At 67.0% G+C, this 22,243-nt stretch carries 24 protein-coding genes and 1 pseudogene; 10 read left to right on the top strand and 15 right to left on the bottom strand.

Annotated features, from left to right (window positions below; translation table 11 throughout):
- Positions 1 to 8: 8 nt before the first annotated feature.
- From FV220_RS08000 to tpiA, 9 genes are all read right to left on the bottom strand, one after another.
- The gene (locus FV220_RS08000) at positions 9 to 395 is read right to left on the bottom strand and encodes a hypothetical protein (RefSeq protein WP_147830597.1); all 387 of its coding nucleotides are present in this window, start codon (positions 393 to 395) and stop codon (positions 9 to 11) included.
- On the bottom strand, positions 392 to 1,990 hold the full coding sequence (locus FV220_RS07995) for a peptidase S10 (RefSeq protein WP_056145646.1): 1,599 nt from the start codon (positions 1,988 to 1,990) through the stop codon (positions 392 to 394). The genes FV220_RS08000 and FV220_RS07995 overlap by 4 nt, the downstream gene beginning before the upstream one ends.
- 32 nt (positions 1,991 to 2,022) lie before the next feature.
- The gene (locus tag FV220_RS07990; protein WP_147830595.1) at positions 2,023 to 2,475 is read right to left on the bottom strand and encodes a DNA polymerase III subunit chi; all 453 of its coding nucleotides are present in this window, start codon (positions 2,473 to 2,475) and stop codon (positions 2,023 to 2,025) included.
- A 53-nt stretch (positions 2,476 to 2,528) separates the two neighbouring features.
- The gene (locus FV220_RS07985; protein ID WP_147830593.1) at positions 2,529 to 3,698 is read right to left on the bottom strand and encodes a glutathionylspermidine synthase family protein; all 1,170 of its coding nucleotides are present in this window, start codon (positions 3,696 to 3,698) and stop codon (positions 2,529 to 2,531) included.
- Complete coding sequence (locus FV220_RS07980; protein ID WP_018044737.1) at positions 3,698 to 4,294, bottom strand: DUF1190 domain-containing protein; 597 nt, start codon at positions 4,292 to 4,294, stop codon at positions 3,698 to 3,700. The genes FV220_RS07985 and FV220_RS07980 overlap by 1 nt, the downstream gene beginning before the upstream one ends.
- A 168-nt stretch (positions 4,295 to 4,462) precedes the next feature.
- Complete coding sequence (locus tag FV220_RS07975; protein WP_018044738.1) at positions 4,463 to 4,861, bottom strand: DUF350 domain-containing protein; 399 nt, start codon at positions 4,859 to 4,861, stop codon at positions 4,463 to 4,465.
- 16 nt (positions 4,862 to 4,877) lie between these two features.
- Complete coding sequence (locus FV220_RS07970) at positions 4,878 to 6,506, bottom strand: CTP synthase (protein ID WP_147830591.1); 1,629 nt, start codon at positions 6,504 to 6,506, stop codon at positions 4,878 to 4,880.
- Positions 6,507 to 6,665: 159 nt separating this feature from the next.
- Entirely contained in the window at positions 6,666 to 7,034 is a 369-nt protein-coding gene (secG, locus tag FV220_RS07965) for a preprotein translocase subunit SecG (RefSeq protein ID WP_018044740.1), read from the bottom strand.
- Positions 7,035 to 7,189: 155 nt separating this feature from the next.
- Positions 7,190 to 7,951 carry a triose-phosphate isomerase gene (gene tpiA / locus FV220_RS07960; protein WP_056146506.1) on the bottom strand — a complete coding sequence of 254 codons (762 nt, stop codon included), beginning with the start codon at positions 7,949 to 7,951 and terminating at the stop codon, positions 7,190 to 7,192.
- A gap of 194 nt (positions 7,952 to 8,145) precedes the next feature.
- Here tpiA and FV220_RS07955 point away from each other — a divergent pair, with 194 nt between their 5' ends.
- From FV220_RS07955 to glp, 8 genes are all read left to right on the top strand, one after another.
- Positions 8,146 to 10,047, top strand: a complete 1,902-nt coding sequence (locus tag FV220_RS07955) for a peptidylprolyl isomerase (protein ID WP_147830590.1) — start codon at positions 8,146 to 8,148, stop codon at positions 10,045 to 10,047.
- 7 nt (positions 10,048 to 10,054) lie between these two features.
- Positions 10,055 to 11,575 carry an anthranilate synthase component I gene (gene trpE, locus FV220_RS07950; RefSeq protein ID WP_147830588.1) on the top strand — a complete coding sequence of 507 codons (1,521 nt, stop codon included), beginning with the start codon at positions 10,055 to 10,057 and terminating at the stop codon, positions 11,573 to 11,575.
- A gap of 99 nt (positions 11,576 to 11,674) precedes the next feature.
- On the top strand, positions 11,675 to 12,595 hold the full coding sequence (locus FV220_RS07945; RefSeq protein ID WP_147830586.1) for an alpha/beta hydrolase: 921 nt from the start codon (positions 11,675 to 11,677) through the stop codon (positions 12,593 to 12,595).
- Positions 12,596 to 12,671: 76 nt separating this feature from the next.
- Positions 12,672 to 13,286 (top strand): aminodeoxychorismate/anthranilate synthase component II, encoded by a 615-nt coding sequence (locus tag FV220_RS07940; RefSeq protein ID WP_147830584.1) that lies wholly within the window; start codon positions 12,672 to 12,674, stop codon positions 13,284 to 13,286.
- Between the two features lie 36 nt (positions 13,287 to 13,322).
- Positions 13,323 to 14,336, top strand: a complete 1,014-nt coding sequence (trpD, locus tag FV220_RS07935; protein WP_018044746.1) for an anthranilate phosphoribosyltransferase — start codon at positions 13,323 to 13,325, stop codon at positions 14,334 to 14,336.
- 11 nt (positions 14,337 to 14,347) lie between these two features.
- Positions 14,348 to 15,205, top strand: a complete 858-nt coding sequence (gene trpC / locus FV220_RS07930; RefSeq protein ID WP_147830582.1) for an indole-3-glycerol phosphate synthase TrpC — start codon at positions 14,348 to 14,350, stop codon at positions 15,203 to 15,205.
- Complete coding sequence (gene moaC / locus FV220_RS07925; RefSeq protein ID WP_147830580.1) at positions 15,202 to 15,687, top strand: cyclic pyranopterin monophosphate synthase MoaC; 486 nt, start codon at positions 15,202 to 15,204, stop codon at positions 15,685 to 15,687. The genes trpC and moaC overlap by 4 nt, the downstream gene beginning before the upstream one ends.
- A complete protein-coding gene (gene glp, locus FV220_RS07920; RefSeq protein WP_147830578.1) occupies positions 15,684 to 16,913 on the top strand; it encodes a gephyrin-like molybdotransferase Glp in 1,230 nt (409 codons plus the stop codon). Before moaC ends, glp begins: the two co-directional genes overlap by 4 nt.
- 25 nt (positions 16,914 to 16,938) lie before the next feature.
- On the opposite strand, the gene FV220_RS07915 is transcribed toward glp, so the two are convergent.
- The 3 genes from FV220_RS07915 to FV220_RS07905 form a co-directional block, all read right to left on the bottom strand.
- Positions 16,939 to 17,634, bottom strand: coding sequence for an esterase (locus FV220_RS07915; protein ID WP_147830576.1), 696 nt, complete (start codon positions 17,632 to 17,634; stop codon positions 16,939 to 16,941).
- Between the two features lie 35 nt (positions 17,635 to 17,669).
- Positions 17,670 to 18,038, bottom strand: a complete 369-nt coding sequence (locus FV220_RS07910; protein WP_147830574.1) for a hypothetical protein — start codon at positions 18,036 to 18,038, stop codon at positions 17,670 to 17,672.
- Positions 18,039 to 18,132: 94 nt separating this feature from the next.
- Complete coding sequence (locus FV220_RS07905) at positions 18,133 to 18,576, bottom strand: OsmC family protein (protein WP_147830572.1); 444 nt, start codon at positions 18,574 to 18,576, stop codon at positions 18,133 to 18,135.
- A 405-nt stretch (positions 18,577 to 18,981) separates the two neighbouring features.
- Here FV220_RS07905 and FV220_RS07900 point away from each other — a divergent pair, with 405 nt between their 5' ends.
- Both FV220_RS07900 and frc read left to right on the top strand, forming a co-directional pair.
- A complete protein-coding gene (locus tag FV220_RS07900) occupies positions 18,982 to 19,425 on the top strand; it encodes a PAS domain S-box protein (RefSeq protein ID WP_147830570.1) in 444 nt (147 codons plus the stop codon).
- Positions 19,426 to 19,550: 125 nt separating this feature from the next.
- On the top strand, positions 19,551 to 20,801 hold the full coding sequence (gene frc / locus FV220_RS07895) for a formyl-CoA transferase (protein WP_147830568.1): 1,251 nt from the start codon (positions 19,551 to 19,553) through the stop codon (positions 20,799 to 20,801).
- A gap of 160 nt (positions 20,802 to 20,961) precedes the next feature.
- Here the strand turns inward: frc and FV220_RS07890 are convergent, their stop codons facing one another.
- From FV220_RS07890 to FV220_RS07880, 3 genes and pseudogenes are all read right to left on the bottom strand, one after another.
- Complete coding sequence (locus tag FV220_RS07890; protein ID WP_147830566.1) at positions 20,962 to 21,462, bottom strand: DUF2867 domain-containing protein; 501 nt, start codon at positions 21,460 to 21,462, stop codon at positions 20,962 to 20,964.
- A 118-nt stretch (positions 21,463 to 21,580) separates the two neighbouring features.
- The gene (locus FV220_RS07885) at positions 21,581 to 21,898 is read right to left on the bottom strand and encodes a hypothetical protein (RefSeq protein WP_147830549.1); all 318 of its coding nucleotides are present in this window, start codon (positions 21,896 to 21,898) and stop codon (positions 21,581 to 21,583) included.
- Positions 21,899 to 22,004: 106 nt separating this feature from the next.
- A pseudogene (locus tag FV220_RS07880) lies at positions 22,005 to 22,243 on the bottom strand (oxalate/formate MFS antiporter); the annotation flags it as partial.

The following is a 22,243-nucleotide window of genomic DNA, read 5'->3' as shown; positions in this document are numbered from 1 at the left end:
CGTTGGGGTCAGGATTTCACGATCCGGTCGAGGCGGCCATTGACGAAGAAGTACAGCTCCTTGGCTCCCGGCTCGTTGTAGAGCACCTGTACCTCGCGGCCGGAACGCCCCTCCCCGACCAGCACGTCCGTTGCGGGCTTCGCCTTCAGCCGGACGAGATCGCACTCGCCGATCCCGGGCTCGATCACGGTCGCGGTACCCGGCGCGGCCTGGCTGCAGGTGCCGTCGGCATTGAGCACCGGCCCCGTGACACCGGGCGACGGGGCCGGCGTCACGGCGACGGGGACCGGCCTGCTAACCGGCGCTTCCCGCTCGCCGGTGGTGCAGGCGCCGAGGAGGACGAGGCTCGCGAGATATGCGGCGGCCGTGCCCCATCGTGGCGAGGCGTTCGTCACTTCACGTCCTTCGAAGTGCCGGCCCGCGCCTTCAGCGCAGCCGCGTAGAGATCGGAGGCGTCCTTGTGGAAGGCCGCGCGAGAATCGGGCCGCGAATAGAACATATGGCCGCCCGGATAAACCGCGAGGTCGATCCGCTTGTCGCCGCCGAAGGCCGGTAGCTGGTCGATCAGGAGCTTCGAGGTGAAGTACGGGGTCACGAGATCGGTGAAACCGTGGGCCACGAGGACGCGCAGGTTGCCGTCGAGGGCCATGACGCCGCGCAGCGCACCGAGGGATTCTGGCGCCATGCGCCCAGAGCCCCAGCCCCAGCTCCGGCTCACAGCGCCATTGAGGAGTTCGTAGCGCAGGTCGGGCACGCGGTAGTTCAGCTTCGCGCCGTAGAGTTCGATCATGGCGCTGGTCAGCGGCGCCTGCATGGCCGTGAGCAGCGGGTCCTCGAAGCCTGAGAAGGTCGCGGCCGGGTCGGGGTCCCATCCGGTGATGCCGGTATCGTAGGCGCTGGCGACACGGCCCTCATCCGCGCCGATCTCGCGCTGGACACTGTTGGAGCTCAGGCGACCGGCCTGACGGCGGACGAAGGCCGGATCGAGACCCGTGACGGCCCCCACCCTGTCGCCGAGCCGGGCGATGGCGGCCTGGTCGGACGGCCCCTTGAGCAGGTCGGCGAGATAGTCGCCGGTGGCATAGGATTCAGTCTCTGCCAGAGCCTTCCGGCTCGGCGTGCCGCCGGCCCGCTCGATGGCGGCGGCGGCATAGGATGGCAGCTTCGTCACGTGGCCCCAGGGGGTCGAGCGCGGCGATTGCAGCCAGGCGAAATCGAGCACAGGCGACAGGAGGACCATGCCGGAGAGGCCGATGCCGATCTCCTCCTGCAGCTTTGCCGCGATGAGCGGCCCGCGAAAGCCGCCATAGCTCTCCCCGACGAAGAATTTGGGCGCCGCGATCCGGTCGTTCGTGCGCAGCCAGCGGGCAATGGCCGAGGACAGGACCGACGCATCCGCATCGACGCTCCAATAGCGTTTGGCATCGCCATCCGTCGCGCGGCTGTATCCCGTGCCCACGGGATCGAGGAAGACGAGGTCGGTGAAATCCAGCCATGTGCCGTCATTGGGGACGAGGCTCACGGGCGTGGACGGGCTGATGCTCGTGCCGTCGAGGGGCAGGCGCCAGGGTCCGATCGCGCCGATATTGAGATAGGCCGAGGCCGCGCCGGGGCCGCCGTTGATCGCGAAGGTCACGGGCCGGGCCGCCTCGCTCCTGTCGGCGAGACGATAAGCGATGAAGGCGATCTCCGCCTGGAGCTTTCCGCCCTCGTCCACGAGGGGCAGGCTGCCGGCCGTGGCGGTGAAGCGCAGGATACGGCCACCCGGCAGGGTGACGCTGTGCTCGGTGGTGACGTCGGATGGAAGTTTGCGTCCTTCCGGGCCTCGCTGCTCGGCGGCACGCCTTTCCTGCGGCCTGTCGCCTCCCTGGGGCGATTGCGCCATGCCGGGCTGGGTGGTGACGAGGAGGATTGCGGACAGAGCGAGGGCGAGCAGCCTGGCGCCGCCCTCGCCACGGCTCAGGGGCGAGACGATCGAACCTCGGATCATGCGGCTTCCTTTGAGGTGATGGGCCACAGCGCTCACGCCTTCTTCTGCCAGCGCCCGGATTCGTCCTGCTGCCAATAGACGATGGTATGGCCCGCCTCCTTGGCCTGCTTCCACTGCGCCCGCGCACCGAGCAGGGCGTCCTGATCGTTGCCGTCGAACAGGATACAGATCCGCTGGTACTCCGAGGCATCCGGCGGCAGCGGCGCACCGTCCACGAGAAAACGGATGGCGGCGGAGTTGGGATTGCCGTCTTGCAGGGTCAGCACGACGGGCTGGCTCGCCGCCTGCGGGTCACGGTCCGTCCCGTGCGGCAGGAAGCTGTCGTCGCTATAGGTCCAGAGGTGATCGTCCAGCGCCTGGAGCCGCTCTTCCCCCGAGACCTGGATCGCCGCGCGCCATTGGCGCGCAAACGATCGCTCGACGAGGGTCGGCAGAACCTTCTCGAGGGGTTGCTGCTGGAGATGATAGAACAGGATTTCGGTCACACCGGTCAGGATAGGCCAATGCCGCCGTTTTGAAAGCGGCGGGATGCCGCTCTTCAGGCCGGCCCGATGAAATGGGGGACGAACAGGGCGGCATTGCCGGTGATCGGCCCTGCGCTCTCTCGGATGCAGAGGCCCGCGGCTTCGTCCCCGACCATCCACGAGCCGATCACGGGGCGACGGCCATCGAAATCCGGCAACTCGGCCAGCGCCTGTCGGATATGCCGGCCGCCGCCATAAGGGCCGTGATCCTGCGCCAGGACGGCACCGTCGCGTACCATGAGGATGTTGGCACCTTCCCGCGAGACCAGTGGTTTCTTGACGAAGGACGTTCCGAGCGAAGCCTTTCGCGGGTCGTCCTCGAAGAAAGCCGGCAGCAGGTTCGGGTGACCGGGTTCGCGGGCATGGAGATGCGCCAGCAAGCCCTTGTTCGACAGGACGGCCTTCCAGGGTGGCTCGAGAAAGAGGGTCGTCGTGGCATCGAGCCCTTCGCCGAAGGCATCCGTGAACGCCCATTCCCAGGGGTAGAGCTTGAACAACCTCGGGATCGGCGCATGGACCCGGTCGACGAAGCGTCCGTCCTCGTCCCGTCCGATGTCGGAAATGTCGAGGAAGCGTGTCGCGAGCCCCGCTTGGCGCGCGCAATCTTCGAGATAGGCCACCGTGCCCCTGTCCTCGGGCGCATCTGCATAGGCGGTGAAAGCCATTGAGCCGTCACCGCGAAGCGCGCGGAACCGGGCGACCAGCTTCTCGTGGAGGGAATTGAACTGGTCGGCCGTCTCGGGCAGCGAGCCGGTTCGCAGCCCTCCCTCCAGCCAGAGCCATTGAAACACGCCGGACTCGTAGAGGGCGGTGGGCGTATCGGCATTGTATTCGAGGAGCTTTGCCGGCCCGGCGGATGCCCCGCCATAGGAGAAATCCAGGCGGCCGTAGAGGGAGGGGTCTCCCCGCTTCCAGCTCGCGCGGATCGCGTCCCAGGCGTGGCGAGGAATGTCGAGCGAGGTCAGGATCCGCTCGTCCTCCACCGCATCGGCGACGAAGGCGAGGCACAGGGCGTGGATCTCGCTGCTCGGCGCTTCGAGATCGTCTTCGATCTCGGCCAGCGTGAAAGCGTAGGCGTGGCTCTCGGACCAATACGCTGCGCCATCGAGGGTGTGAAAGGTGAAACCATGCCGACGCGCGGTCTCCCGCCAATCCGGTCGCTCGCCGATGGGCACGCGCCGCATCAGCCGCCGCTTCCATGGCTGGACCAGCCGTGCGACGAGAACGAACGGCCCGTGCTTCCAAAACCACCGTACGCGACCCGGCGCACCGCCGAGGAGGCGACCCGTGCGCTGGAGGACGCACCGCCCGACGACGTGGTGATCCGTCCCCCCCAACCCGTGCAATAGCCAGTGCCCCCCGAGTGGCCGGCGCTTCCGCTATGGGACGCTTCCGACTTCGGAGCATGGTCGAAGATCGGCTGGGGCGTCAGGTTCTGATCGACCCGCCTGCCGATGACGTAGCCGGCCATCATCGGGACGAAGCGCCCGGCAGCACTCATGGCGACGCCGTCTCCGGGCAGGCAATGCGATGGGCCGTGGTGAGACTCGCAATCGATCATCGTCGCGTAACGCGGTGCGACCTCGGGATAGGCGGCACGCGCCGTGAGGTACTCGCTCCGGCAATCCGCTTCCGTTCGTATGTCACCGGCGATACAGGCGTCCGCATCGGCGTAGACGAGCACGGATTCTTCGTCCTGCGACGGATCGATATGGGCGAGCCCGAAGGCGGCTGCGCCCGCTCCCGCCAGCATGACGAGGGTGACCGTCTGCGAGCGCATGAGGCGCGGTGGCTTTACGGGGGTCGGTGATCTGGTCTCGGATGGCATCCCAATGTGGGCCGCCTTCCGACGACCTGCTCCCTCACGGCACGATACCGCACTGACCCGAATGTAGAATCGAGCTTGGCCGTTTGAAACCGGGAATGGAAAAATTCGCCGATCGCCCGCTCAGTAGGTCATGGACGCCGCATTGACGATGCCGCCTGCGAGGGACGACGCGGCGAGCAGGATGGACGCGGCGATCTCACCAGCTTCGATGCGACGTGACAGGTCCGGTAAAATCAGCCGCACGACAAAGTAGACCAGGATCTGCACGATGAGGGCGACGAGGCCCCAGACGATGCAGTCGAGGATCGATTGCGCGTTGTAGATCGCCACCGAGAGCGGCAGCGTATAGCCGATGAGGCTTCCGCCCAGCGCGATGGCGGCCGAGGCGTTGTTGGCGCGGATCAGCGCGATCTCGCGATGGGACGTCGCCGACAGGTAGACCGCGAGATAGACCGCCACGAGGCCGAACGCCGCCGCGACATAGGCGATAAAGGCGGGCAGACCCGAGATCGAGACCATGGCGCCCGCCCCTCCCTCAGACCAGCCGGCTCTGCACGATGGCGGCCGAGATGAAGCTCTTGAACAGCGGATGCGGCTCGAACGGCCGTGATTTCAGCTCCGGGTGGAACTGCACCCCGATGAACCAGGGATGCCCGGCATGTTCCACCGTCTCGGGAAGCAGACCGTCCGGGGACAGCCCCGAGAACCGCAGACCCTTGGCTTCCAGCCGCTCGCGATAGGCCATGTTGACCTCGTAGCGGTGCCGGTGACGCTCGGAAATCTCGGTGCTGCCGTAGATCTCGGCGATCTTGGTATCCGCGCCGAGGGTCGCCTTGTAGGCGCCAAGCCGCATTGTGCCGCCGAGATCGCCCTGGGCGGCGCGCCGCTCCAGCTCGTTGCCCTTGAGCCATTCGGTGAGCAGGCCGACCACCGGTTCTTCGGTTTCCCCGAACTCCGTGGAATTGGCATCCTCGACGCCGGCCAGCGAGCGGGCCGCCTCGATCACGGCCATCTGCATGCCGAAGCAGATGCCGAAATACGGGATCTTGCGCTCGCGGGCGAAGCGGGCCGCGCGGATCTTGCCCTCGGCACCGCGCTGGCCGAAGCCGCCCGGAACGAGGATGCCGTTGATTCCCTCGAGGAACGGCGCCGGATCCTCGCCCTCGAACACCTCGGCCTCGATCCATTCGAGGTTCACCTTCACCCGGTTGGCGATACCGCCATGGGTGAGGGCCTCGGACAGGGATTTGTAGGCGTCCTTGAGGCCCGTATACTTGCCCACGATGGCGATGGAGACCTCGCCTTCCGGATTGCGCACACGCTCGGAAATCGTCGTCCAGCGCACGAGATCGGGCTCGCCCTTGGGCTCGATGCCGAAATGCGCCAGGACTTCCCGGTCCAGCCCTGCTTCGCGGTAGGAGAGCGGCACGTCGTAGATCGAGGCGACGTCGCGCGCTTCGATGACGGCGGTCTCGCGCACGTTGCAGAACAGGCCGAGCTTGCGGCGCTCCTCCACCGGAATCGGTCGGTCGCAGCGGCAGAGCAGGATGTCGGGCTGGATGCCGATGGAGCGCAGTTCCTTGACGGAATGCTGCGTCGGCTTGGTCTTCAACTCGCCGGCCGAGGGGATGTAGGGCAATAGCGTCAGGTGGACGAAGGCGACGGTGCCGCGCGGCAGTTCCTGGCCGAGCTGGCGGATCGCCTCGAAAAACGGCAGGCCCTCGATGTCGCCCACCGTGCCGCCGATCTCCACGAGGACGAAATCGAACGCCTCGTTGCCCTCGAGCACGAACGCCTTGATGGCGTTCGTGACGTGCGGGATCACCTGGATCGTCGCGCCGAGATAGTCGCCGCGCCGCTCCTTGGTGATGATGTCGAGATAGATCCGGCCGGTGGTGATGTTGTCGGCCTTGGTGGCGGCGAGGCCCGTGAAGCGCTCGTAATGGCCGAGGTCGAGGTCCGTCTCCGCACCGTCGTCGGTGACGAACACCTCTCCGTGCTGGGTCGGGCTCATCGTGCCCGGATCGACGTTCAGGTAGGGGTCGAGCTTGCGCAGACGGACCGTATGGCCGCGCGCCTGCAGGAGGGCCGCGAGGGCCGCGGAAGCGAGGCCCTTGCCGAGCGAGGAGACCACGCCGCCGGTGATGAATACGTACCGCGTCATGGGCTTCGGCTCATAAACAAGGGTGGGTGATTCGCCAAACTTCAAACGACCCCGCCGCCAATGGCGGCAGGGCGAAATCGACGCGAACTGTGGAAAAGCCCGTCCGGCGACGGTTCGAGGCGGGGTGTGAGCGGTCCGCCACGCCTCGCCGGTCTGTGATCAGCGCGACTGGGGCGCCTCGGGTGTGGCGGGCTGGGCCGCGCCCTGCCCCGGACGAAGGGTCTCGAGCAGGTTGCCGTTGGGCGCCACCGGCTGCGTCGTCGCGGCTCCGTCGAGGATGGACTTCGGCGCGGCGCTGCGATGGGAAATGACCGCCAGCGTCATGCTGGTGGTGAAGAACAGGGCCGCCAGGATCGCCGTGGCCCGCGTCAGCGCGTTGGCCTGTCCGCGTCCGGTCATGAAGCCCGACACACCGCCGCCGCTGCTGCCACTGCCGAGCCCGAGTCCACCCTCAGAGCGCTGCAGCAGGACCACGGCGATGAGGGCGAGAACCACGATGAGGTGAATGGAGATCAGGACGGCATTCATGTCGTTTCAGTCCGATGTTCCTGGTCCGTGAACCACGTAAGGCCGCATACGGCGCCCGATGAGGCCCGTCGAGGAACGTCTGCGAAGGGCAGGCTCCTACACGAGATGGTGGCCCGCGCCAAATCCTGCATGGAGTTTAGAAGAGGAGAATCGCCTCAGGCATAAGCGGCGGCTATCCCCAGGAAGTCGGAGGCGACGAGACTCGCGCCGCCCACCAGCGCGCCGTCCACATTCTCCACCGCCATCAACTCGCGGGCGTTGCCGGGCTTCACCGAGCCTCCGTAGAGGATGCGCACCTTTGCCGCTTCCGCCCCGATGAGCTGGCCGAGCATTTCGCGAAGCGAGGCATGGACCTCGGCGATGTCGGCGGGTGTCGGGGTCAGGCCGGTGCCGATCGCCCAGACCGGCTCGTAGGCGATGACCGTATCGGAGGCCTTGGCACCTTTCGGCACGCCGATGGCGAGCTGCGCCCGGACGATATCGAGGGTGCGGCCCTCTTCGCGCTCTTCCTGCGTCTCGCCGACGCAGATGATGCCGCAGAGGCCGGCCCGGCGGGCGCCCAGAGCCTTGGCATGAACGCCGTCATCGGTCTCGTGGTGATAGGCGCGGCGCTCCGAATGGCCGACGATGACGTAGGTCGCCCCGAGATCGGCCAGCATCTCGGCGGAAATGCTGCCGGTGAAGGCGCCGCTGGCCTTGGCGTGCAGGTTCTGGCCACCGATAGCGATGGCAGACCCGTAGACAGCCGCCACACAGGAGGAAATCAGCGTCGAGGGGGGGCAGACAAGGACGTCGATCCGGGATGTGAGTTCGGGCGAGAGCCCGTCGCGGATGGCCTCGACCACCGGAACCGAACTGCGCAGGCCGTTCATCTTCCAGTTGCCGGCGATCAGCGGCCGCCGTCCCGACTTCGACATCGTATCCCTCGCGTTCAGATCATCCTGGTCCGGCTTCACCGGATCGTGAGCGGGGCCGTAACAGAGCCGACTTGCCGGCGCAAACATGCGCTCGCGGATCGCCCCGGCCTTTGCGGAGGCGAGCGGATGGTCTATCGCGGGCGGCTTGGAGCCGTGCCCCGGCGCGCCATCACGACGGATTTTCGAACCTTCCGATGCTGCAGAACATGCGTAGTGCGAGCCAGCATTGGCTCGGCAAGATCATTCTCACGGTGGTCTTCACCTTCCTCATCGCTGGCGTCGCGATCTTCGGCGTGGAAGATTTCTTCCGCTCGAACTCCGCCACGACCGTGGCCACGGTGGGCAAGACGCAGATCACCTCGGAGGCGGTACGGTCGGCCTACCAGCTGCAGCTGCAGCGCTACCAGAGCCAGCTCCAGCGCAGCCTGACACCCGATCAGGCCAGAGGCCTCGGTCTTGATCGCCAGGTTCTCTCTCAGCTGATCAGCGAGGCCTCCCTCGACCAGCAGGCCAAGGATCTCGGGCTCGTGATCCCCGATTCGGCGGTGCTGCGCGCGATTCAGGAAGAGCCGACCTTCAAGGGGGCCAACGGCTCCTTCGACCAGACCCTCTTCTTCCAGACGCTGCAGCGCGCCGGGATCAACGAGGCGATGTTCGTGCGTGACCAGCGCGCCGCCGCCGGACGGCTCCAGATCGCCGAGGCCGTGGCCGCGGACATCCACGTCCCCGCCGCCCTGCGCGAGGCCGTGCATCGCTACACCACCGAGCGCCGCGCGGCGTCTTTCCTGATGCTGCCCCCGTCCGCGGCGGGTGACATTCCCGCACCGACCGACGAGGAGGTGAAGACCTTCTACGACGAGAACAAGAGCGCATTCCGCGCACCGGACTACCGGGCCGTGACCCTCCTCGCCCTCGATCCACAGGCGATGGCCAAGCCCGACGCGGTCACTGAGGAGGATGTGCAGAAGCGCTACGATCTCGCCAAGGCGCAATACGGCACGCCGGAGCGGCGCACGATCCAGCAGATCGTGTTCCCCGACGAGGCCTCCGCCGAGGCGGCGCGCAAGGAGATCGAATCCGGCGAGAAGCCATTCGAGGCCGTCGCGGTCGCGCGCGGCGTCGATGCGAAGGAACTGTCCCTCGGCAACCTCACGAAGGCCGACCTGTTCGACCCGGCCGTCGCGGATGCCGCGTTCTCGCTTGCTCAGAACACCGTGAGCGCCCCGGTCAAGGGTCGCTTCGGCACCGTGCTTCTCCGCGTCACCGCCATCGAACCCGAGACACGCAAGCCCCTCGCCGACGTGGCGCCGGAGATCCGCAAGACGATCGCTCTCGAGCGCGCCAGGACCGCCGTCGAGAAGGACCACGACGCGATCGAGGACGAGCGCGCCAACAGCAAGCCGCTGGCCGAGATCGCCAAGGAGCGGGGCCTCACCCTCGTGACGGTGCCGGCGGTGAGCGCCCAGGGGCTCGACCCGTCGGGCAAGCTCGTCGATTCCATCCCGGATCGCGACACGACGCTGCCGATCGTGTTCCGCTCCGAGATCGGGAGCGACACCGAGGCGCTTCGCCTGAAGTCGGGCGGCTACGTCTGGGTCGACGTCACCGGCATCGACCACGCCCACGACAAGCCCCTCGACCAGGTGCGCGACCAGGCCGTTGCGCAATGGCGTGCCGCAGAGGTGGCCAAGCGCCTGTCGGAGAAGGCCCGCAGCCTCACCGAGCGCCTGGACAAGGGCGAGGCCATCGACACGCTGGCGACGGAAGTCGGCGTGCAGGTGCAGACCTCCACGGACATCGCCCGCAGCCAGGCCAAGGACGGCCTCTCGGCCGACGTGGTCAACCGCCTCTTCGCCGTCCCGGTGGACAAGGCCGTCTCGGTGGAATCCGGCGAGTCGCGCGTGGTCGCCAAGGTCACGGCGGCGACGATGCCCGCCTTCGTGCCCGGCAGCGCCTCCGACGCGGCGATCTCGAAGCGGTTCCAGGCGACCCTCATCGACGACATCCTCGGCGAGTACATCGCCGACGTTCAGAAGAGCGTGGGGATCACCGTCAACCAGACGGCGTTCCGGCGCGCGATCGGCGGCGAGTACTGAACCGACCATGTTTCAGGAGCCGGATTACGCCGCCTTCGCGGAGGCCTACGAGGCAGGGCGGCCGACCCTCCTCAACCTGACCCTGGTGGCCGATCTGGAAACTCCGGTCGCGGCTTTCCTCAAGCTGCGCGCGGTTCATGCCGGGCCGGCCTTCCTGCTCGAATCCGTCGAAGGCGGTGCGGTGCGCGGCCGCTATTCGATGATCGGCCTCGACCCCGACCTCGCCTGGCGCTGCCGCGACGGCCGGCCGGAGACCGCGCGGTGCAGCGACCTGTCGGTGTTCGAGCCCGACGACGCCTCGCCGCTGGCGAGCCTCCGCTCCCTCATCGCCGAGAGCGCCATCGGAGCCGATGACGGCACCGAGCTTCCCCCCATGGCGGCAGGACTCTTCGGCTATCTCGGCTACGACATGGTCCGGGCCATGGAACGGCTCGGGGAGTCGAACCCGGATCCCCTCGGCGTTCCCGACGCGATCCTCGTCCGGCCGCGCGTCATGGTGGTGTTCGATGCCGTGCGCGACATCATCACCGTGGTCGGCCCGGTGCGCCCGAGCGCAGGGGTTTCGGCGCGCGCGGCCTATGAGGGCGCCCTCGCCCGTCTGGAACGCGTGGCCGATGTCCTAGAAGGTCCGCTTCCGGTGGAATCGCGGATCGACCCCCGCTCCATCGCCCATCCCGAGCCGGTCTCGAACACGACGCCCGATGCCTATCTGGACATGGTCGCACGGGCGAAAGAGTACATCGTCGCCGGTGATGTCTTCCAGGTCGTGCTGTCCCAGCGCTTCGAAGCGCCGTTCACGCTGCCGGCCTTTGCCCTCTACCGTTCCCTGCGGCGGACCAACCCGGCTCCCTTCCTGTGCTACCTCGACTTCGAGGATTTCCAGGTCGTGTGCTCCTCGCCCGAGATCCTGGTTCGGGTGCGCGAGGGCCGCGTCACGATCCGCCCCATCGCCGGCACGCGCCGGCGCGGTGCCACGCCGTCCGAGGACAAGGCCCTGGCCGAGGAACTGCTGGCCGATCCGAAGGAACGCTCAGAGCACCTGATGCTGCTCGATCTCGGCCGCAACGATGTCGGTCGGGTCTCGCGCATCGGCAGCGTGACCGTGACGGGGTCGTTCTTCCTCGAATATTACAGCCAGGTCATGCACATCGTCTCGAATGTCGAGGGCGATCTCGATCCGAGCCACGACGCGCTCGATGCCCTGTCGGCCGGGTTTCCGGCGGGCACGGTCTCCGGTGCTCCCAAGGTCCGGGCGATGGAGATCATCGACGAATTGGAACGTGAGAAGCGCGGACCCTATGGCGGCTGCATCGGCTATTTCGGCGCGCGCGGCGAGATGGACACCTGCATCGTTCTGCGCACCGCCATCGTGAAGGACGGGCGGATGCATGTTCAGGCTGGCGCCGGCATCGTCTACGATTCCGATCCGGCCTCCGAGCAGCAGGAATGCGTGAACAAGGCCAAAGCCCTTTTCCGCGCCGCAGAGGATGCGGTGATGTTCGCGAGCCGGGCGCGGCGGGGGCAGTAGTCCTTCCGCGTACCAAGGCAGCCCTTCCGCTCGTCCCGCGATTGCCGATAGACATCGAAGCGGTCGTATATCGGCCGGTTGCGATGGCGGAGGGACGTGATGGCTGGGACCGAGATCGATGCCGTCAGGGATCTCCTCGCGGCCAGTCCACGATCTTCGAACCTCGCCGAGCGCCGTGAGCGGCTCGATGGATTCGGCGCGCATTATCCTGTCCCCCACGACGTGACGGTCGTGCCCGTCGATGCCGGCGGGGTGGCGGCCGAATGGACCGTGAGCCCGGAGGCCGACCCGGCCCGCGTCGTCCTGTTCCTGCATGGCGGCGGGTACGTGTCCGGCTCGCTCAACAGCCACCGGCACATGATGGCCGAGACGGGCCGCGCCGCCGGAGCACGCACGCTGGCCCTGGATTACCGGCTCGCGCCGGAACATCCGTTTCCCGCGGCCCTCGATGACGCCCTGGCGGGTTACAGTTTCCTCCTCGATTCGGGCGTCAGCCCCGGAAACATCGTCCTGTCCGGGGAGAGCGCTGGCGGCGGGCTTGCCCTCGCGACGGCCCTCTCGCTGCGTGATGCCGGCCTGCCGCTTCCGCGCTGTCTTTGGCTCACGTCGCCCTGGGTCGATCTGGAGATGACCGGTGACAGCATGGACACCAAGGCGGCGGTCGATCCCCTGATCCAGCGGGAATACCTGACGGAACTCGCGGAGGCCTATTGCGCAGGAAAGAATGCTGCGACCCCGCTGATCTCGCCGCTTCACGCCGACCTCGGCGGCCTGCCGCCGATGCTGATCCAGGTCGGCAGCGCCGAGACCCTGCTGGACGATTCCCTTCGCCTCGCCGGGGTGGCCGCCTCGGCGGACGTCGCCGTGACGCTCCAAGTCTGGCCGCACATGATCCATGCCTGGCACATGTTCTATCCGCAACTCGCCGAGGGGCGGCAATCGCTTGCGAGCGCCGGTGCCTTCATCCGCGCGCATTTGGGGGACGGCGCCGCCGTCCGGCATCCGACGATCGGGGCCTGAAAGCGGGCGCGGCGCGAGAACGCTTGACCCTCTCGGCTCACCTCGTCACACGAGGGGGATCAAGAGAAGCGCGATCATGGCCAACGTCCTCGTCATCGACAATTACGATTCCTTCACCTGGAATCTCGTCCATCTCATCGGGCCGCTTTGCGGATCGATCAATGTCGTGCGCAACGACCGGATCACCATCGACGAGATCCGCGAGCGCGCTCCCGATGCGGTGGTGCTGTCGCCGGGGCCGTGCACGCCCAACGAGGCCGGCATCTGCCTCGACGTGGTGCGCGACCTCTCCGGCGAGGTGCCGATCTTCGGAGTCTGCCTCGGCCTCCAGGCGATCGGGCAGGCCTTCGGCGGCGACGTGGTGCGGGCGCCAAAGCCCATGCACGGCAAGGTCTCGAGCATCACCCACAGGGCGACGGGGGTCTTTCGCGGGCTGAACGGCCCCTTCGATGCCACGCGCTACCATTCCCTCGTGGTGGAGCGAGGCGGGTGCCCGCAGGACCTCATCGTCACGGCGGAAGCGGACGGGCTCATCATGGCGCTGGAACACGCCACACTGCCGGTCCACGGCGTGCAGTTCCACCCGGAGAGCGTCCTCTCACATCACGGCTCGCAGATTATGCGCAACTTCCTCGACATCGCCGCCGCTTGGAACGCGGGGCGTGACAAGCGAGGGTCCGGCGTGCATTGACGCGTCAGTCAGTACTGACTTACGCGTCGAACAGCCATGGACACCTTCAAGCCGCTCCTCGCGAAAGTCGCGGCCGGGTCGAGTCTCGACCGGGCGGAGGCGCGCGCCGCCTTCGACGACCTGCTTTCCGGCGAAGTGACGCCGGTCCAGGCCAGCGCCTTCCTCATCGCCCTGAAGGTCCGCGGCGAAGCCGAGGATGAGATCGTTGGCGCGGTGGAGGCCATGCGGGCGCGGATGGTGCGCGTGGCCCCGGTGCCCGGCGCCATCGATATCGTCGGCACCGGTGGCGATCATTCGGGCAGCTACAACGTCTCGACTCTCGCCGCGATCCTCACGGCGGCCTGCGGCGTGCCCGTGGCCAAGCACGGCAACCGCGCGGCCACCTCGCGCTCGGGTGCGGCCGATGTCCTCGTTTCCCTTGGGGTCAGGATCGGCCTCGACCCGGACGGGCTGGCCCGCTGCCTCGCGCAGGCCGGCCTTTGCTTCATGTTCGCCCAGACCCATCACGGCGCCATGCGCCACGTGGCGCCGGTGCGCTCCGAACTGCCGACGCGGACGATCTTCAACCTGCTCGGGCCACTCTCGAATCCGGCCGGTGTCGAGCGCCAGCTTCTGGGCGTCTCCACCGAGGCATGGGCCGAACCCCTGACGCGTGTGCTGGGCGAACTGGGCAGCACGCGGGTCTGGACGGTGCACGGGTCGGACGGGCTCGACGAGATCACCGTCACCGGCCCGACGCCGGTGGTCACCCTGGAGGACGGGCGGATCGGCCGTTTCACCATCGATCCGCGCGACGTCGGCCTGCCGCTCTGGACCCTCGAGGATCTGCGCGGGGGCGATCCCGACCATAACGCGCATGCGCTGAACGCCGTCCTGGCGGGCGAGCGCAACGCCTATCGCGACATCGCCGTTCTCAATGCGGGGGCCGGCCTCGTCGTCGCCGGTTCCGCTCAGAATCTGGCGGAAGGCGTGGCGCGTGCGGCATCCGCCATCGACGATGGCGCCGCCAGGGCGACCCTCGCGCGCCTCGTCGCGGTCTCGAACACATGAAAGATGCCCCGATGAGCGAGGCGAAACCCGTGGCAGACGTGGTTGCGGCACCGGCCACCACCGACCGGCGAGACGTGCTCTCGCGGATCGAGGCCTACAAGCGCCGAGAGATCGCCGAAGCCAAGCTGCGCGTACCCCTCGCCAAGCTCGAGAAGCGCATCGAGAAGGCCGCGCCCGTCCGCCCCTTCGCCGATGCCATCGCCGCCCATATCGCGCAAGGGCGTCCCGCCCTCATCGCCGAGGTGAAGAAGGCCTCTCCGTCCAAGGGCCTGATCCGCGAGGATTTCGACCCCGCCACCCTCGCCGCCGCCTACGAGGCGGGTGGCGCCACCTGCCTGTCCGTGCTCACCGACACGCCCTCTTTCCAGGGCAAGCCGGAATACCTCACCGAGGCACGGGACGCCTGCTCGCTGCCTGTATTGCGCAAGGACTTCCTGTTCGAACCGTACCAGGTGTTCGAGGCGCGCGCCTGGGGCGCCGATTGCGTGCTGGCGATCATGGCGTGCCTCGACGACGACGAGGCGCTGGCCATCGTCGAGACCGCGCACGATCTCGGCATGGATGTGCTGGTCGAGGTCCATGACGAGGAGGAACTCGCCCGCGCCATTCCGCTGGGCACCCGGCTTCTCGGCATCAACAACCGCGACCTGAAGACCTTCGAGGTCTCGTTCGATACGGCGATCCGCGTGGCCAAAGGCGTGCCGTCCGACCGTATCGCCGTCGCCGAGAGCGGAATCACCGGCCATGCCGACGTCCTTCGCCTGGAAAAGGGCGGCCTCCGCACCATCCTCGTCGGCGAGAGCCTGATGCGGGAGGCGGACGTGACCAAGGCGACGAAGCGCCTCCTGTTCGGCAAGGTGGGTAAATGAGCACCCTCACGCATCTCGATGCGGCCGGCGCCGCCAATATGGTCGATGTCTCCGACAAGCCCGCCACCACCCGCACCGCCCGCGCCCAGGGCGTGGTGGTGATGCTGCCCGAGACCCTGCGCCTGATCCGCGAAGGCGATGCCAAGAAGGGCGACGTGATCGGCACGGCGCGGCTCGCCGGCATCATGGCGTCGAAGCGCACGCATGAGCTCATCCCGCTCTGCCACCCTCTGCTGATCTCCAAGGTCCGGGTGGAATGTGTGCCGGACGACTCGCTGCCCGGCCTGCGCGTCACCGCCGAGGTCAAGGTGATCGGTCCGACCGGGGTCGAGATGGAGGCCCTCACCGCCGTTTCGGTCGCCTGCCTGACGATCTACGACATGGTGAAGGCCGCCGATCGCGGCATGCGGATCGAAGGCATTCACTTGCTCGCCAAGGATGGCGGAAAGTCCGGCTCGTACCGGGCCGAGGACGCCTCGTGAGCACGCTCATTCCGGTGGAGGAGGCGCTCGCGCGCATCCTCGCGAGCGCCGCCGAGCCGGTGGCGGCCGAGACGGTCACGGTGGCCGAGGCTTTTGGCCGGACGCTGGCCGAGAATGTGGCCGCCCTGCGCACGCAGCCGCCCTTCCCGGCTTCCGCGATGGATGGCTACGCCGTGCGCGCCGAGGATGTCGCCACCGTTCCGGCGACGCTGAGGCTCATCGGCATGAGCGCGGCGGGCCATGGCTTTGCCGGAACGATCGGCCCCGGCGAGACCGTGCGGATCCTCACGGGTGCTCCGGTTCCGGCGGGGGCCGATACGATCCTCATTCAGGAGAACGCCGACGTTTCCGACAACGTGGTCACGGCCGTGGAGACGGTGGCCGCCGAGCGCCACATCCGCGTTCCGGGCCTCGATTTCCGGTCCGGCGATCCCCTCCTGCGGGCGGGTGAAAGCCTGGATGCCCGCCGCCTCGCCCTCGCGGCGGCCGGTGGCCACGCGACCCTGTCGGTTCGCCGCAGGCCGCGGGTTGCGATCCTCGCGACCGGCGATGAACTCGTGGCGCCGGGCGAACCTGCCCGCTGGGACCAGATCGTGGCCTCGAATGGATTGGCGGTGGCGAGCCTCGCCCGCGAGGCGGGCGCCGAACCGATCGATCTCGGTATTGCCGGCGACAGCCTCGCATCCCTCGAAGCGGCCCTCGGAAGGGCGCGGGACGCGAAAGCCGATCTCCTCGTGACTCTCGGCGGCGCCTCCGTGGGAGATCACGACCTCGTCCAGGCGGCCCTGCATCGCGAGGGCCTCGAACTCGGCTTCTGGCGCGTCGCCCTGCGCCCCGGCAAGCCGCTGATGCATGGGCGCCTCGGGCCGATGATGGTCATCGGGTTGCCGGGCAATCCGGTCTCCGCCGTGGTCTGCGGCCTGCTCTTCGTCGTGCCGGCGATCCGCGCCCTTCTCGGCGACCCCAAGGCCGGAGCGGACCGCAGCGAGCCGGCGATCCTCGGCGCCGACATGCCGGCCAACGATGTTCGCCAGGATTACATGCGCGCGAGAGTGGAGGCCAAGGCGGGCGGCTTTCCCACGGTCTACGCCGAGAGGCGCCAGGATTCCTCGATGCTCTCGGTGCTCGGCCAGTCCGAAGCGCTTCTCGTGCGCCCCCCCGGCGCACCGGCGGCAAAGCGCGGCGACCCGTGCCGGATCATCCGGTTGGACCGGACGCTGCTCTGAGCGACTCCTTAAGGGTGACCGCCTTCTACGGGCCGTCGCCCTCAGGCCCGAACACGAACTCCATGGCCTGTGCCACTACGGCCGGCCGGTAGGCATGCGGGCCGTCATACTCCACTGACGTAACGTCGTAGCCGGCCTCTCTCAATTGAGCTGTATGCACGCGCGCACTGCGATCGATAGGGATCTGCTCGTCTCGTGTCCCGTGCGAAAGGAAGATGCGCGGCGACCCGGATTGCAGGTGAACCGACAGGAATCCCGCCGACGACACGATGAGGTGGGTCACCACATGGCCATTGGCGAGGCCGGCGGAGAGGGCGTAACTGCCCCCGTCCGAATGGCCGGCGAAGACGATGTGCAACGGATCGAGCATGAAGCGCGACGCCACGTCGGTCAAAGCGAGGTCGAGCCGTTCGCGATCCGGCCCATGACCGCCAATGACGAGGTCCCAGGTCGGGAACAGGGATTGTGGGACAAGAAGCAGAAATCCGCGTGCCGCCGCGTGCTGCTCCAGCATGGGCAGGATTTTCTCGGCGCTCCCGCCTCCGCCATGGAAGAGCACGACCAGCGGCGTCGGACGGCGCGGATTGATCCCCGGCGGGACCACCAGAATGGCATCCCGCTCGTCGAAGAGGCCTAGCCAATGCCGACCGGGGGGCGGCGGTGACACGCTCGGCAAGCGATGGGCGAAGGTCAGCCGCCCAGCGAGTCGTGGATCGATCATGCGGTGAACCTCGCGGCAGCCAGTTTTGTGATGCGCTATTCCGGCTTGGCCTCGGCCACCGGCTTGATCTTCAATTGATCAATGATCCAAAGCCAGCCGCCATCGTCCTGCAGCCGTGCCGTCTCCACCGAGATCGTGCCGTTCGGCAGGCGCGCGAAGGTCATCGCGACGGACCCGTTACGGATGCTGGGCAGCGCCTCGGCGGCCGGGAATTCGGAGCGACGGGCAAGCAGGTCGGTGTAGAAAGCGCGGATCTCCCGCTGCCCCGTCGCCACCACTTTCCCGGCGGCAAGCACCGCATCCTGTTCGTAGAGGGCGACCAATCCCTCCACGTCGCCGGCATTGGCCCGCTCGTTGAAGAGACGGGCAAGGTCTTCGGGTGATTGCGCGCGCGTGTGTGCCATGGCGTTTCCTTCCTCTCATCTTGCGAGTTGTCTCGCCGGTGCTTTTGGACGTCTAGGTCTTGGGGAATGAGCCGGCCCGTTCATCGACTCGGAGCTATTTCAACAGCGTTCCGTCCGCGTCGCGCACCGCAACGGTGACGGGAATCCCCGCTTTGACGCTCTCGGAGACGGTGCAGAAGCGCTCGAACTGGTCGAGAACCTGATCAAGGCGCGGCATCGTAGCTGCGGGAGCGCCAAGCGCGATTCCGACCTCGATCCCGCTGATCCTCAAGCGGCCCTCCGCGTTGCGCTCCACGCGAAAGCTCGATCGTGCGGCGAGCCCGGGGGCATCCTGTTTGAACTTGCCCAGAGCGAAGACCAGGCTGGCGCAGAGGCAGTTGGTGACGCCCGCGACGAGGATCTGCTCGGGGAAAGGCCCCTCCCCGCTGCCATAAGGCGGCGCCTCGTCGACGGCGAGGTTCGGGAAGGCCTCCCCGAAATCGATCTCGAACCGATAACCGTCGATCTGCCTGATGGTAATGCTGCCGTCACTGCCCATACGGGACGTCTCCTCGAGGATCGTTTAGCTGCCGCCTGCCGGGCGTAGCAGTTAGGCAACGATCGGGAAGCGAGCCCGAGTTCCCTTTCATCCATCACTCCTGCATCCGTGTTGACAGCCCGCAATCATTGGCATACCAAATACCAACAGTAGACGCACAGAAAAAGCAAGTGCGCGGAACATCTCTCGGGCGGGGTTTGACCTTTCCGCGAAATGGAGGAAGCGATCATAATGATGCATTGCAGCATTCGCATTCGCAACATGTCTTGGGCTAAAGCCGGTCGTTCGATGACGACTTCGGGCTTGGTGCCGCTCAGCCGCAGCGAAATGTTCCATCGCGCCTGACGGCCGGGCCGGCCGGCGAAGTCGATGAGCACAGTTCCAGTCGAAGACGCGAATCGGGCCATGTCGGACCAATCTATTCCCGCCGGTATCAACGTCTCGCAACTGGTGGAAGCCGCCGGAGATGCAATCGTCGTCTCCGATCCCGACGGGGCCATCGTCGTCTGGAACGCGTCGGCGGAACGGATCTTCGGGTTCTCGTCATCCGAGGCGCTCGGCCAATCCCTCGACCTGATCACCCCCGAACGCCAGCGCCAGCGTCACTGGGATGGTTACGCCAAGACGATGCGGACCGGCATTACCCGCTACGGCACGGAGGTGCTGCGCGTGCCGGCGCTCCACAAGGATGGCCGATCGCTCTCGATCGCCTTCACCGTTGGTCTCCTCAACGGACCCGACGGCTCGGTGATCGGTATCCTCGCCATTATCCGCGATGAGACCCGGCGTTGGAACGACGAACGCCAGATGCGCAAGCGTCTGAGTGAACTCGAAAGCGCCGCCGCCTGAGTGGAAGCGCGCAGGTTTAAAGATTTCGCCCGACTCCGGGCCAACACGAGCTCCGGATCAGAACCGGACAGTCGAACTATCCGATCCATTATCGTTGCATGACGATCGAAAGGGAGAACGTCGAGATGAGCAAGCCGCTTGAGGGCACCAAGATCATCGATTTCACGCACGTCCAGGCAGGCCCCGCCTGCACGCAGCTTCTCGCCTGGTTCGGCGCCGATGTGATCAAGGTCGAGCGTCCCGGTTCCGGCGACGTGACGCGCACCCAGCTTCGCCATGTGGAAGATGCCGACGCGCTCTACTTCACCATGCTCAATTCCAACAAGCGTTCGCTGACGCTGGACACCAAGACCCCCGAGGGCAAGGAAGTCCTCGAAAACCTCATCAAGCAATCCGACGTGATGGTCGAGAATTTCGGCCCCGGCGCCCTCGACCGGATGGGTTTTTCCTGGGCTCGCATCCAGGAACTCAACCCAGGCATGATCTTGGCCTCGGTAAAGGGTTTCTCGGATGGCCACCATTACGAGGACCTGAAGGTCTACGAGAACGTGGCTCAGTGCGCCGGCGGCGCTGCCTCCACCACCGGCTTCTGGGACGGCCCCCCCACCGTGAGCGCGGCCGCCCTCGGTGACTCGAACACCGGCATGCATCTCGCCATCGGCATCCTCACGGCACTCCACCAGAAGAACAAGACCGGCAAGGGCCAGAAGGTCGCCGTCTCGATGCAGGATTCGGTGCTCAACCTCTGCCGCGTGAAGCTGCGCGACCAGCAGCGCCTCGACGCCCTCGGCTACCTTGAGGAATACCCCCAGTATCCGCACGGCGAGTTCACCGACGTGGTGCCGCGCGGCGGCAACGCAGGCGGCGGCGGCCAGCCCGGCTGGGTGCTGAAGTGCAAGGGCTGGGAGACCGACCCCAACGCCTACATCTACTTCACGATCCAGGGTCATGCCTGGGCGCCGATCTGCAAGGCGATCGGCAAGGAAGAGTGGATCGACGATCCGGCCTACAACACGGCGCGCGCCCGCCAGGACAAGATCATGGACATCTTCGGCACGATCGAGGAGTGGCTCGCCGACAAGACCAAGTTCGAGGCGGTCGACATCCTGCGCAAGTTCGACATCCCCTGCTCGCCGGTCCTGTCTATGAAGGAGTTGTCGGTGGATCCGTCCCTCCGCGCCAGCGGGACCATCGTCGAGGTCCAGCACCCGAAGCTCGGCTCGTATCTGACGGTCGGAAGCCCGATCAAGTTCTCCGACATGCCTGTGGAGATCAAGTCGTCGCCGCTCCTCGGTGAGCATACCGACGAGGTCCTGCTCGACCTCGGCTACACCCAGCAGCAGATCGAGCGCCTGCACCAGGCACGCGCCGTCTGAGGCGGATGCGCGGCGGCCCGTCCCAACAGGACCGTCGAATCGGGAGAACGGCGCGCCGCGAGGTGCGCCGTTCTCTTTTGGAGTGGGACCGGGCCGGCCCATCCTCATGGCCGCCAGTAAGGGCGCTCGGCGATCGACTGGCCCCGTCCAAGTGAAGAATCTACGGGCCGGAACCAGAGGCTTCCTGCCACAACGACGTCCTCAAGCGCCGCAGGTCGGCAGCGAGGATCAAGCGATGGATCAGCGCGACCGGCACCATGTAAGCCCGACCGAAGGCATTGTGGACGACGACCGACGACGTGATCGTGAGACGATGACCGGACGTCGCGAGACAGATCATGACGTCCAGGTGCCGGTCCCGCGCGGTGAGGACCAGCATATCCGGGGCGCTGTGTTCCACGAGGAAGAAATCCAGCTTATCGCCCTCGCGGACATGCAGCCGTCGTTCTCCTGAAAAGCCGCCGATGGCCTTCACGCCGAAGCGCGCCGCGATCGCATCCCTCACGCGAAAGGCGAATGCCATGAACGGTCGCGGTTCTGAGGAGATGACATTCCAGACGTGGATCGGTGTCACCGCCGAGGAGAGTACGACCGATCGCGTGTCGTAATAGTCGAGTTGATCGCGTGGGCGCAGAATGCGAACCGGCGGGTCGGCAGCCAAGCTCTCTCTCCCAACTCATCTGTGGGACAGCCTTAGCATGACCGGCGCGGGGAGTCGGCGCTGTTGATGGGCGGAACGAGGGCGGCCTCCGTCATTCTGGATCCGGTAGCCGTGCGGTCTATCCCCCAAAGGAGGCGGTACGGCCCTGCTGCCCCGCAACGGGAAGGGAATCTGAGAGACCGTGAGATGGGTCGTCCAGCGCAGCTGCGTCCTTCTCCTCGGCCGCGAGCGCCGCGTAGGGGAGCCAGCCGGCGAAGGGTTCAAGAGTGTCCGGTCCGACCGGACGGTACCAGCGCCAGACCTGCCGGGCCGCGCTGGGGGCGTACCAGCGGCCGGGGCGGCCCTCGGCCAGGATCGGGCCGAGTGTCAGATGGTTGAGCCAGATCCGCTCGACGATCTGCGGAGCCGTGTGCATCGGGTGCCAGGTCGGCGGCATCGGACATCTCCTGCGGAGGCGATCACGGGGTGCTGAAACGGGTGCGGGGGCCAGGACTTGGCGTCCGGCCCCCGCACTCTGTCATGGTCGGTGGCTCAGCCCGAGATCAGGCAGCGACCACGCGGGGGGCGGGCTTCGCCTCGTCGGAGACGGCAAGTGCCTGGGCCACCACGCGCTTGCGCCAGGGCTTGAGCACACCGATGGCCAGCAGCGAGGCCAGGATGTTGGCGCCTGCGGCGACGAGGAAGACGCCGTCCCAGCTGTTTGTGGCCTGCTGGAGGTAGTTGGCCACGGGCACGAGAAGCGCGGCGGTGCCCTTGGCGGTGTAGAGCAGGCCGGCATTGG

Source organism: Methylobacterium sp. WL19 (genome assembly GCF_008040005.1).
GTDB classification, from domain to species: Bacteria; Pseudomonadota; Alphaproteobacteria; order Rhizobiales; family Beijerinckiaceae; genus Methylobacterium; species Methylobacterium bullatum.
The sequence above is the reverse complement of the archived record's forward strand: the minus strand, read 5'-3'. Positions and strand labels throughout refer to the sequence as shown.